Here is a 12,871-nt window from a genome sequence, read left to right as displayed (position 1 = left end):
AATCATATTTTAATACTACTGAAATACCCAAATTGTCATTGCAAATTTCCAACGGTGTTGGAGAAACAGCAAACTATGGGTGAACAAAAAGTAAATCGATCGTTTTCCGAAGAAAAGAAGGCCTTGTTTATAAAAAACCTCCTGGATGACGTTCGCGCACTCGAGCAAATGCTTGAGAACGGACAGATCGAAAAAGGAATCACCCGTATCGGGGCTGAACAGGAATTTTGCCTGGTCACTAAAGATTGGCGGCCGGCGACCAACAATGAAGAGATCCTGTCTAAGATAGATGATGACCATTTCACCACCGAATTAGCCCGCTATAACCTGGAGATCAACCTGGATCCCATAGTACTTAAGGAGGATTGTTTCTCGAAAGTTGAGGCTCAATTAAATGACATGCTTAGCAAAGGGGCTAAAGTTTCTGAAGAAAACAATTCGAAAATGATCTTAACCGGGATTTTGCCTACGATCACAAAAACCCATCTCTCCCTGGATTATATTACACCAAACCCCAGATACTATGCTCTAAATGAAATGCTAAAGGGATTAAGACGATCCAATTTCCAGTTACATCTGAAAGGAGTAGACGAATTAAGTATAGCACACGATTCGGTCTTATTTGAGGCTTGTAACACTAGTTTTCAGCTACATTTACAAATAGAGCCGGATGACTTTATAAGCAGTTTTAACTGGTCGCAGGCGATCGCCGGACCAATTCTTAGTATTTGCTGTAACTCGCCATTGTTACTGGGAAGGGAGCTCTGGGACGAGACACGTATCGCTCTGTTCAGGCAGAGTATCGATACCCGTAACATTTCCGAAGCACTAAAGGATCAATCACCAAGGGTGGCTTTTGGAGACAACTGGGCAAAAGGCACTGCCGTCGATATATACAAGGAGAATATCTCCAAATTCAAGATCATTCTATCCCGCGAATTGAATGAAAATTCACTGGAAGTATTGGCCGAAGGGAAAACCCCTAAATTACGCGCTTTAAACCTTCACAGTGGAACCATCTATCCATGGAATCGGGCCTGCTATGGTGTAGGCAACGGAATGGCCCATCTGCGAATTGAAAACCGTTATATCCCGTCCGGGCCATCAGTACTGGACGAAATGGCCAATTTCGCATTTTGGGTAGGTGTAATGAGAGGACGACCCAGCAAATTCGACGATATGGCTTCGGTAATGGATTTCAGAGAAGCAAAATCAAATTTCGTGAAGGCTGCCAGAAGTGGAAGAAGTGCAGTAATGTGTTGGGAAGGCAAACATTATTCAGCAAAAAAACTTATAAAAAAAGTGTTTCTTCCAATCGCCTATGATGGGTTGCGATCTGAAGGCATAGCCGAAACAGATATAAAACGCTTACTTACAGTAATCGAAAAACGATTAAAAGGAAATACCGGATCCACGTGGATGATATCCAATTACCGAAGGCTGAACAGTTCCATGAAAAAAGATAAAGCCCTTAGGCTAATAACCAAGTCGATCTATTTAAATCAGCAAAAAGGAATTCCTGTTCATGAATGGCCCGATGCGAATGAGAATGATGTATTGAAAGAGGCTTCGCACTGGGTAGGACATATTATGTCCACCATGCTTTTTACAGTAAAAGATACGGATCTGGCCAACCTGGCTACAAGTATCATGGAATGGAACAATATCCATCACGTTCCTGTAGAGAACGATGAGAACGAGTTGTGTGGTATCCTCACCTGGTCGCATGCAAGTAAATATCACGAGGAGAAGGACAACCCCTGGTACCTGGTAAAAGATATTATGGAGAAGAAGGTGATTTCGGTGGAAGCATCTACGCCAATAAAAGAAGCCATCCAAATCATGAAGACGAACGAAATTGGTTGTTTACCCGTACTTCAGAATAAAGAACTTATCGGGATCATCACCATACACGATGTAAGACCTTACGACCATGATTAAATTGCATAGCGGGCCTCTAAATAAGACCATTGAAATAAAGCGGCTAATTGGCACCTACCATGGGTCTGATGAGGGTCCTACGCTAATATTTACTGCCGGTATTCACGGAAATGAACCTGCCGGGATCTTTGCGCTTCAAACGGTCTTGCAAAAATTGAAAGAAACCACACCCCAGTTTCATGGCTGCATGTATGCTATTAGTGGAAATCTTACAGCCTTAAAGAAAGGAGTACGATATAATAAGGTAGATCTTAACCGACTCTGGACCAAAGAAAAACTTGCAGGCCTGGAAGATGAGAAGGTGATTTCATTCGATGATGAAATGCTACAGCAAAAAGAGATCTTCGATCTAATACAGGGTATTCTGGAAAGAGAAAAAGGACCGTTCTATTTTTTCGACTTACATACCACCAGCGGAGATACGGCTCCATTTATTACCGTAAACGATAGTTTGCTAAATCGTAAGTTCACAAGTCTGTATCCCGTCCCGCTGATCCTGGGGATAGAAGAATTCCTGGAAGGGCCTCTGTTAAGTTATATCAATGAGTTAGGTTACATTGCATTCGGATTTGAGGGTGGCCAGCACGAATCACCTAAGTCTTTCGAGTACTGCGTTTCTTTTATCAATTTATCACTTTATTTCACCGGATGTCTGTCTCAGGCCGAGGCCAATTACAATGAACATTTCACGAAACTTCAACATGAAATGGCCTTTCGAAATAAGTTCTTCGAGATCATATTCCGACAGGAAATAAACCCCGATGACAGATTTATTATTTGTGATGGTTATGTGAACTTTCAAAAGGTTTCTAAAGGAACTGTGATCGCAATAAATAACGGAAAACAGCTAAAGACGCCCTATTCAGGCCAGATTTTTATGCCTTTATACCAGGGAAAAGGAAATGATGGTTTTTTTATAATTCGCAAGACTCCACTTTTCTTTCTGAAACTTTCTGCTTTTCTTCGGAAGATCTCCTTCGACAGGTTATTGGTGGCATTACCGGGTGTTAACTGGCGTCATGAATCACATGAAGAACTTGTGGTAGATTTAAAAATAGCCCGGTTTTTTACGCGTCAATTCTTCCACCTGATGGGATACCGTTCCAAGTACAAAGATGCCACTCATTTAAAACTGAAGAATCGGGAGGCCGTTGCCAGGGATGACGATTATAAAAATGCCCAGTGGAATAAGTAATCACCCCAACCACCCATCTATATCCGGACCCATGTACTTTATATTTTGAGAAATTAGATCTCCTTTTATTTCATAAATAATCTCAATCATGGATGTCTATAAGTTGATAATTATATGAAATTGCTTCTCTCCCAACAAGGGAGAGGTGTCAGTATCTAAGATACTGACGGAGAGGGTTTAATTCAGAAGAAGTATCACCCTAACTACCCGTCCTATTTAGCCTCGTCTATTTTATATTTTGAGAAATTAGTTCTCCTTTTATTTCATAAATAATCTCAATCATAGATGGTTATAAGTTGAAAATTATAGGAAATAGTTTCTCTCTCTTATAGGGAGAGGTGTCAGTATCGAAGATACTGACGGAGTGGGTTTTATTTATAACAAGTTCTCATCCCCCTTCCGTCTTCAATAAAGACATTATTGAAGACACCTTCCCCTTTCGGGGAAGGAACAATTGGCTAATTACTAAACTTAGATTGTATTTCCAAGAGTACTGAAAGTAGACAATCAAAAACTATTTTGTTTTCAAACGGAGAGGGTTTTATTCAGAAGAAGTATCACCCTAACTACCCGTCCTATTTAGCCTCGTCTATTTTATATTTTGAGAAATTAGTTCTCCTTTTATTTCATAAATAATCTCAATCATAGATGGTTATAAGTTGAAAATTATAGGAAATAGTTTCTCTCCCTTATAGGGAGAGGTGTCAGTATCCTCGATACTGACGGAGAGGGTTTTATTTATAATAAGTTCTCATCCCCTTCCGTCTTCAATAAAGACATTATTGAAGACACCTTCCCCTTTCGGGGAAGGAACAATTGGTTAATTACTAAACTTAGATTGTATTTCCAAGAGTACTGAAAGTAGACAATCAAAAACCATTTTAATTTCAAACGGAGAGGGTTTTATTTATAAGAAGTATCACCCCAACCACCCATCTCTATCCAGACTCCTGTATTGTATAGCCTCGGAAATATGTTCTCCTTTTATTTCTTCTGAAAGGTCCAGATCGGCGATAGTTCGCGACACTTTTAAAATCCTGTCGTAGGCCCTGGCCGAAAGATTTAAGCGCTCCATAGCATTTTTAAGTAATTCGGAAGACGCAGCATCCAGCTTACAATAAGTTCGAATTTGTTTTACCCCCATCTGGGCATTATAATGCATCTCTTTATTCCTTCGGAAACGTACTTCCTGTATCTTCCTCGCTTTTGTGACTCGCTTACGAATCACCACGCTGGCCTCCCCTTTTCGCTCCTCGCTTAACTTTTCGAAAGGAACAGGTGTTACTTCAATATGGATATCAATTCGGTCGAGCAAGGGGCCGGAGATCTTGCTTAGGTAACGCTGCATTTCGGCAGGCGAAGAGGTAACGGGTGCATCCGGGTCGTTAAAATAACCACCGGGACTAGGATTCATACTGGCAACCAGCATAAAACTGGAGGGATAGGTAACAGTAAATCGAGCCCTGGAAATGGTAACATCCCTGTCTTCCAGAGGTTGGCGCATCACTTCCAGAACAGAACGTTTAAATTCGGGTAATTCGTCCAGAAATAGAACCCCGTTGTGTGCCAGGGAGATCTCCCCTGGTTGTGGAAAGGTACCACCGCCAACCAGCGCTACGTCGCTTATTGTGTGGTGAGGACTGCGAAAAGGTCGTGATGTCATAATGCCACCGCTGCCGAGGGTTCTTCCCGCCACACTATGTATCTTGGTGGTTTCGAGAGCTTCGGTTAGGGAGAGCGGTGGCAGGATGCTGGGGAGGCGTTTAGCAAGCATTGTTTTCCCGGATCCCGGTGGGCCTATCAGGATGATGTTGTGCCCTCCAGCCGCTGCGATCTCCATACAGCGTTTTATGGATTCCTGTCCCTTTACATCTGAAAAGTCGAATTCGGGATTTTCAAGTTGTTCGTAAAATTCGGCATTGATATCGACCACAGTTTCTTCCATGGGCGTACCTTCATTAAAATATTGTATCACCTGGGTAATGCTGTCTACACCATACACTTTTATACCGTCTACTATCGCGGCCTCCCGGGCATTTTGCTTCGGAAGGATAAAGTGTTTAAATCCTTCTTCCTTTGCTTTGACAGCGATAGGAAGTGCCCCGCGAATGGGCTGTAGACTTCCATCGAGGGATAATTCTCCCATGATGATGCAATCGGTTAACGGATGTCGTTCTTCAAGCTGGCCTGTGGCGATCAATATTCCCATGGCGAGGGTAAGATCGTAGGCAGACCCTTCCTTTCTCAGGTCGGCCGGAGCCATATTGAGAGTGATCTTTTTCCCCGGGATCTTAAAACCATTATTTTGAAGCGCAGCCGCAATACGGTAATTGCTTTCCTTGATGGCATTATCGGGTAATCCAACAAGGTGATAACCCACTCCTTGATCCACGTTCACTTCAACCGTAATAGTGGTGGCATCCACACCAAATACAGCGCTTCCATATACTTTAGTAAGCATAAATTATTTCAGAAATAAAAAAGGAGGGGAATTAGAAGAGGTATAAAGCTACGAAATTCTAATTAATATATCGAGATAAATATAGTATTTGATATTGAAATATTTACTCAATGATGATGGGTGGTACAAGGTCGTTCTGAATGGCAAAGATCACCAGCCCGGCTATATTCTTCATCCCGGTCTTTATCAATAAATTCTTGCGATGCACCTCGACGGTCCTGGGGCTAATAAACAACTTTTCCCCTATTTCGGACGTTTTATATTGTTTACAAATAAGTTCAAGGACTTCGGCTTCACGTTCGGTAAGGAATTCCTGATCGAAAGCTGTTTTCTCTCCTTCCTTATCGGTTGCATAACGATTGTTAAGTATCGTCATTACATGCTTATCGTAATAAAAACCATTATAATACACCTGTTTAATAGTATGTATAACCTTATCGGGTGCCGAATTCTTTACCAGATAGGCAGAAGCGCCTACGTCGATCATATTCCTAATAAATGGCTTGCTATTATACGTAGTAAGGGCGATGATACCTATTTCGGGATATAACTGATGAATCAACTTGGTGGCCTCTACCCCGTTGAGTTCGGGCATTTTTATATCGGTGATGATTATGTCCGGAAGATGTTCATTCGCTGCCAGATATTCCAGCAACTGTTGTCCGTCACTTGCTTCAAAAACAATTGAAATTTCAGGATCTTTAGAAAGAATATGCGAAAGACCTACGCGGAATAATTCCTCGTCATCGGCAATTACAAGATTTATTTTCAAGAGTTTATTGGTTTGCTTCGCCTCTAAAATATGAAAATTAGTCCAATCTCTTTATGATTCGAACCAATAATCCTTTGCCAACACTGCTGTTCATTTCCATACTGGCATCCAGGATTTCGACTCTATTGGAAATTCCACTCAAGCCCAGTCCTTTTGCCTTTTTCGCCGCGTGCACATCAAAACCCTTTCCATCATCTTGATAGGATAGAACCACTTCAGACCCTTTTCCAACCAGGGAAAGTTGGACGGATTTGGCGTCGGCATATTTAATAGTATTGTTGAACAGCTCCTGGGTGATCCTGAAAAAATGAAGTTCGTCATTCTGACTTAACATATTCTGCCGGTACTGAAAATATGGCTGGATCTTAAAGGAACCTGCCTCGCCAATTTCATCGCATAATTCTTCGATTGCGGCCTCCAAACCAAATTTTTCTAAGGTGGGAGGAAGCAGATCGTGCGCGATCTTGCGGGAATTCTCTAGTACAGTCGAGGTAACCTTAACAATGTTCTCTGCGACTTTCGACTTTTCTTCAGGGGAGATTGAAGCATCCGAAAGTATATTGGCATTGAGTGAAACCACATTGAGCTTAGAACTAATAGCATCGTGCATATCTTGTGCGATCCGTTTTCGTTCTTCCTCTTGTGTAATGATTGTGGATTGTAATACTTCTCTCTGGTGTTTTATCTCCAGGTTTGCTTTTTCCAATTCTGTTTTAATAATCCTTCGACGCGAGAAATAAAAGAACAAAACGATTGCCAGAGCCATGAGTAACAGGAGTCCTATGGCGATGAGGATGATGTCTATTATTTGTTGTTCTTCGGAAATGATTTCTTGCATGGCTAGACGAAGATACTAAATCGACACATGTAATTATCCACTCTTTAGGGCCGGCCGATAATTGCGGTACCATTCGGTAAAAATTAATATTTGAAGCAGTAAAATGAACACCCTGTTTACATTGATCAAAATAAACCTGGTGTTCTGTGAAATATCCAGATCCAAAACCAGATTTCCGGATGCGAAGATCAAAGTACTTGACAAAAGATAAAATAAAATCCCCGCGTTAATTATTATAAATGGTTTCTTTCCGCTTAAGCTTTGGTATAGATAAAGAATAGCATAGAGAACCAGAATTATTTGGGTAATCACTATTCCAACTGGATTATATCTAAAAAATAAAGAGGGGTCTAGAATAAATTGTATCCCGATAAGGGCCACTATGGCTGGTATTAGGTAAAGAATCACTTTATTCTTTAAAAGCTGAAAGTAAAAAAGTGACAGCAAAACAAATTGGCCCACTATATAAAAATGTGATAAATATAAATTAGGCAAATGAAATCCCTTACCAATAACCAATGTGGCTATTTGAATACAAAAAGAAATGGCTAGATAAATTGAAAATATTTTAAAAGCCTTATCATTTCTAATAAAGCTTTTAAAATATACTATCACATTGACCAGGAGAATGGCATGGCCGATAATGGATAGGACTAAAAAATGATTCATGACTTAATTTAACTCGCTATCCTCATCACATTCTGGTGGACACGGATCGCTAAAGTCGTAGATATTTCCACCTGTGTCACCATCGGCAGATTCACTATCACTGGGTAATATATCGGCATAATAAACCTTGCCTGTAGAAGGGTTAGTTGCCGGACGAGTGCCAACCATAATTAGTTTTTCTACCTGCTTTGTTTTGCCATCGGCAAGTTTCATCGTTTCAACTCCAAGATATGCGCGGATGTATTGTGGATTCTTCTGATCTTTGATCTCATCCAAAACCCCACGAAGGTCTTCGGCCGGAACCAGAAATCCATTGCAGCGATTATAACTATTGTAATCAGATTCTTCTTTACGCCAGGTTTGCGTCCAGGTCTTGGCGGTGTCTAAACTAATCGTCTTGTCTTTTGCACTCATATTTGGTAAGTTTTTAATTGATTATACTTACTAAAAATAAGAAAACCGTAAGTAGAAAACGAAAGATTTCGTAGATAATAAAATTCTATGCTCAAAACGACTTATTAATAAGTCTTTTTGTAGAAGCATTGGTTGTATTAGAAGTGGATTTATTTTCGATGGCGTCCAGGGTATTCTTGGCTAGTTTCTTTCCTAATTCCACGCCCCACTGGTCGTAACTATAAATATTCCATATCACGCCTTGTACAAATAATTTATGTTCGTACATGGCGATCAGGCTACCCAAACTTTGAGGAGTGAGTTTTTGAATCAGGATGGTATTGGTGGGTTTGTTTCCTTCAAATATTTTGAAAGAATTTTCCACTTCCATACCATAGGTTCCCTGTAGTAAGGCTTCGGTTTGTGCAAAGCAATTAGCAAGTAACTTATTTTGATGATCTGTCTTCCCGAAGAGAGAATGGGCAAAACAAATAAAATCTGTTGGGATGAGTTTGGTGCCTTGATGGATCAGTTGAAAGAACGCGTGCTGAGCATTGGTACCGGTACTGCCCCAAACAATAGTGCCTGTTTGGTAGGATACTACTTCACCATTCCTATCTACACTTTTACCATTACTCTCCATGATACCCTGTTGAAGATAGGCAACAAGCTTGTTCAGGTATTGAGAATAGGGTACAATACACTCACTTTCGCTTCCGAAGAAATTATTGTACCACACAGAAATTAGAGCCAGAACTACGGGTATATTACCGTTAAAATCGGTTTCCTGAAAATGCCTGTCCATATTATGGGCTCCCCGTAACAGATCTTCAAAGTTTTTATATCCCACCGCACACGCCACAGACAGTCCTACAGCACTCCATAGTGAGAACCGTCCCCCCACCCAATTCCACATAGGAAAAATATTCTCGGAGGAAATCCCGAATTCTGAAACCGCATCCAGATTGGTAGATACTGCTGCAAAATGATGCTTTACATCGGCCTCGTTCATTGTTTCAAGAAACCAACTACGAACCGTATTAGCATTGGTTAAGGTTTCCTGGGTCGTGAATGTCTTGGATACAATGATAAACAATGTGGTCTCCCTGTCGAGAGTTTTAAGACTTTCCATAACATGATCGCCGTCCACGTTGGAAATGAAATGTACATTGAGATGATTCTGATAATATTTTAACGCCTCGCATATCATATCGGGCCCTAGATCACTCCCTCCTATACCTATATTAACCACATCGGTAATTGGCTTTCCGGATGCACCTTTCCATGAGCCGTTTATCACCTTATCTGAAAACGACTTTATTTTGGCGAGAGTTTCCTTCACCTCCGGCTTCATATTACCGAAATCCCTAAGCGCAGTATGTAACACTGCCCTGCCTTCGGTCTCGTTGATCTCGGCGCCGGAAAACTGGGCATCGATGGCTTGCTTTAAACCTGCCTCATTAGCCATATCGAAAAGTAAGGATAGGGTTTTGTCGTTTATACGGTTCTTTGAATAATCCACGTAGAAGTCTGCCCAAGTGATGGACATACGCTCGGCTCTATCGGGGTCTGCCTCGAACCAGGATTGCATCCTTTCGGATTTTATCTGTTCAAAATGCTCTAATAAGCCCGACCAAGCCTTGGTTTTTGTAGGATCTGTTTTAGGTAGGCTCATATGCTAATTTACAGTTTATGAACTGGATTCTGCAACTTTCAGCACATGGACCCGATAATAATCGAGTAAACCATCAATGGGACGCTGAATTACATTGCCCAAATCCAGATGATATCGTTTCATACAGTCGCGAATAATATCTGTGGAGTAATGAGCAATTGACCCAATAAAATGAATTGGGACAGTTTGTGCCTCTTTGTAACACATGATGCGGTATTCTATAAACCGAATCATCCCTTCACTAATAAGCTTGTAAAAGTATCCATTTACCTCCTTGCTAGTGAAAATAAATTCGGCAAAGGACGCGAGATAGGTATTAGGGTTAGGTCTCTGATAGAGGTTGAGCTTGATCTCGTCTGCATCCAGATTAAAGCGTTGCTCGAAGGCTTTCGCGATCTGTTCCGGCATCCGTTTGTAATAATAATCTCTAATTAGTCGCTTCCCGAAGTAATTTCCACTTGCCTCGTCCATTAGCGTATAGCCCAGAGAAGGTACCGGCGTAAAGATTTTCTCTCCGTCGTAATAACAGCTATTAGAACCTGTTCCTAATATACAAACGATCCCGGGTTTGGTGGTAGCGGCGTACACCGCCGCCATAATGTCCTCCTTTACCGTGATATCGGCATTAAAGAATAAATCTTTAAGTACAGCAGTTAATATTCCTCTGGGAGTATCCGTTCCGCATCCTGCACCATAAAAATCAACTCTGGTAGCCTTTTCGAATAAAGAAGGAAGCTCTTCATTCTCCTGGATTCGTTCAAATAATTCCTCTTTGGGAACAACAGCGGGATTTAAGCCACGTGTCCGCGTCTTTAGTAACTGATCTCCCTTCTCATCCAGAAGGATCCAATCACATTTGGTAGAACCACCATCTGCTATAATCGTCATATCTTATACACTTGCAACATGAACTGCCAGGTCTATCAACTTGGCAGAATATCCATACTCATTATCATACCAGGCTATCAATTTAAAGAAATTGTCGTTAAGAGCAATGCCGGCGTCTGCATCGAAATTACAGGTATTAGGGTCGCTTACAAAATCCTGAGAAACCACGGGATCTTCAACATAATCTATAATACCTGCAAAAGAACCTTTCGCTGCATCTCTAAACATTTGCTTCACTTCATCGTAGGTAGCAGATTTTTCGGTGCGAACTGTTAGATCTACAACAGATACATCGGTTGTTGGCACACGGAATGCCATTCCTGTAAGTTTACCTTTTAACGAAGGAATTACCTTGGTAACCGCAACAGCAGCACCTGTAGATGTTGGTATAATATTAGACAGGGCACTTCTTCCCAGTCTATAGTTTTTACGTGAAGGGCTGTCTACCGTGAATTGCGTAGAAGTGGCTGCGTGAACTGTAGTCATAAGTCCTTCTACTATCCCCAGATTGTCATCTATTACCTTTGCCATAGGCGCAAGGCAATTGGTGGTACAGGAAGCATTTGAAACAATATTATCGTCCGGCTTCACATCTTTATGATTCACTCCCATAACAAACATAGGAGCATCCTTAGATGGCGCCGAGATAACAACCTTCCTCGCACCGGCTTTAAGGTGAGCTCCTGCGGTTTCTTTGGTGGTAAAAATACCGGTACAATCAATGATAACATCGGCTCCTACCGCATCCCATTTTAGATCTTCGGGGTTTCTTTCGGCTGTCACGCGAACGGTCTTACCATCTACGATTAAGTTTCCTCCTTCCACAGATACGGTTCCCGGGTATTTCCCGTGAACAGAATCGTATTCAAGCAAATAAGCCAAATGATCCACGTCCAGAAGGTCGTTTACGGCCACTACTTCTACATTATCATTTTGCGCCGCGATGCGGAACGCAATTCTTCCAATTCGGCCGAAGCCGTTAATTCCAATTTTTGTCATATATCCTTTGTTTAAACAGATGTGATATCTGCCACTCTTATTAAGTCCTGATCTATTTTATTTTCACCTTTTATTGCCTCTTCAAAGGGTACCCTTACAATTTTGTTGTGAGATATCCCTATCATCACACCCTGCTGGCCGTCTAATAGCGCATCAATAGCACCAACGCCCAAACGGCTTGCCAACACCCTGTCATAACAGCTGGGAGAACCTCCCCGCTGTATGTGGCCAAGTACAGTAACTTTTACTTCGTACTCATCTAAATGTTTTCTTATATAATCTGCCAGCCCGAGAATGTTCTTTCCTATCTGGTCACCTTCCGCAACCACAACAATGGATGAGGATTTTCCCGATTTCTTACTTCGTTTAAGAGAACTTATCAATCGATCCTTTCCCATATTCTCTTCAGGAATGAGGATCTCTTCGGCACCGGCCCCTATACCAGCATTCAATGCGATATCTCCGGCATCTCTGCCCATCACTTCCACTAAGAACAATCTGTTGTGCGAATTGGCCGTATCTCTTATCTTATCGATGGCTTCAACAACTGTGTTGAGTGCAGTATCGTAACCAATGGTAAAATCTGTACCGTTGATATCGTTATCAATGGTACCCGGCAAACCAACTATGGGAAAATCGAATTCGTTGATGAATATATTGGCTCCTGTAAAGGTACCATCGCCACCAATTACCACCATGGCATCGATCTTCGCGTTCTTTAGATGGTCATAGGCTTTTTGCCTTCCCTCTTTGGTTCTGAATTCCTGAGAACGAGCCGATTTCAAGAAAGTACCGCCCCTGTTAATGATGTTCTTTACAGAACGAGGGCCAAGCAATTCGAAATCACCTTCTATTAAGCCTTGTAGGCCACGATAGATCCCTACACACTCGAGATTATGATAGGCACAGGAACGAACTACCGCCCTGATGGCAGCATTCATACCGGGGGCATCTCCCCCGCTGGTTAGCACAGCTACACGTTTTATTGTATTGCTCATTACTGTAAAACTATGGCAATAAATTCACAATACAAACCGGAA

10 protein-coding genes are annotated in these 12,871 nt (G+C 41.6%); 2 read left to right on the top strand and 8 right to left on the bottom strand.

What is annotated here, in order from left to right; genetic code table 11:
• The first annotated feature begins 75 nt into the window (after window positions 1-75).
• Window positions 76-1,941 (top strand): glutamate-cysteine ligase family protein, encoded by a 1,866-nt coding sequence (locus C5O00_RS11275; RefSeq protein WP_105216952.1) that lies wholly within the window; start codon window positions 76-78, stop codon window positions 1,939-1,941.
• Window positions 1,934-3,136, top strand: coding sequence for a M14 family metallopeptidase (locus tag C5O00_RS11270; protein WP_105216951.1), 1,203 nt, complete (start codon window positions 1,934-1,936; stop codon window positions 3,134-3,136). Before C5O00_RS11275 ends, C5O00_RS11270 begins: the two co-directional genes overlap by 8 nt.
• Before the next feature lie 919 nt (window positions 3,137-4,055).
• On the opposite strand, the gene C5O00_RS11265 is transcribed toward C5O00_RS11270, so the two are convergent.
• The 8 genes from C5O00_RS11265 to pfkA all read right to left on the bottom strand — a co-directional run bounded on the left by C5O00_RS11265 (window position 4,056) and on the right by pfkA (window position 12,829).
• A complete protein-coding gene (locus tag C5O00_RS11265; RefSeq protein WP_105216950.1) occupies window positions 4,056-5,597 on the bottom strand; it encodes a YifB family Mg chelatase-like AAA ATPase in 1,542 nt (513 codons plus the stop codon).
• A 103-nt stretch (window positions 5,598-5,700) separates the two neighbouring features.
• Window positions 5,701-6,369: a response regulator transcription factor gene (locus C5O00_RS11260; protein ID WP_105216949.1), complete on the bottom strand. Its 669-nt coding sequence runs from the start codon at window positions 6,367-6,369 to the stop codon at window positions 5,701-5,703.
• Window positions 6,370-6,406: 37 nt separating this feature from the next.
• Window positions 6,407-7,207, bottom strand: a complete 801-nt coding sequence (locus C5O00_RS11255) for a sensor histidine kinase (protein WP_105216948.1) — start codon at window positions 7,205-7,207, stop codon at window positions 6,407-6,409.
• Between the two features lie 672 nt (window positions 7,208-7,879).
• Window positions 7,880-8,290 (bottom strand): hypothetical protein, encoded by a 411-nt coding sequence (locus C5O00_RS11245; RefSeq protein ID WP_105216946.1) that lies wholly within the window; start codon window positions 8,288-8,290, stop codon window positions 7,880-7,882.
• A gap of 91 nt (window positions 8,291-8,381) precedes the next feature.
• Window positions 8,382-9,944 (bottom strand): glucose-6-phosphate isomerase, encoded by a 1,563-nt coding sequence (gene pgi / locus C5O00_RS11240; RefSeq protein WP_105216945.1) that lies wholly within the window; start codon window positions 9,942-9,944, stop codon window positions 8,382-8,384.
• A gap of 15 nt (window positions 9,945-9,959) precedes the next feature.
• Complete coding sequence (locus tag C5O00_RS11235; RefSeq protein ID WP_105216944.1) at window positions 9,960-10,832, bottom strand: N-acetylglucosamine kinase; 873 nt, start codon at window positions 10,830-10,832, stop codon at window positions 9,960-9,962.
• 3 nt (window positions 10,833-10,835) lie between these two features.
• A complete protein-coding gene (gene gap, locus C5O00_RS11230; RefSeq protein ID WP_105216943.1) occupies window positions 10,836-11,831 on the bottom strand; it encodes a type I glyceraldehyde-3-phosphate dehydrogenase in 996 nt (331 codons plus the stop codon).
• Between the two features lie 11 nt (window positions 11,832-11,842).
• Window positions 11,843-12,829: a 6-phosphofructokinase gene (pfkA, locus tag C5O00_RS11225; protein ID WP_105216942.1), complete on the bottom strand. Its 987-nt coding sequence runs from the start codon at window positions 12,827-12,829 to the stop codon at window positions 11,843-11,845.
• Between the last annotated feature and the right edge of the window lie 42 nt (window positions 12,830-12,871).

This window comes from Pukyongia salina, from assembly GCF_002966125.1.
GTDB classification, from domain to species: domain Bacteria; phylum Bacteroidota; class Bacteroidia; order Flavobacteriales; family Flavobacteriaceae; genus Pukyongia; species Pukyongia salina.
This window is presented reverse-complemented; position numbering and strand designations above follow the sequence as displayed.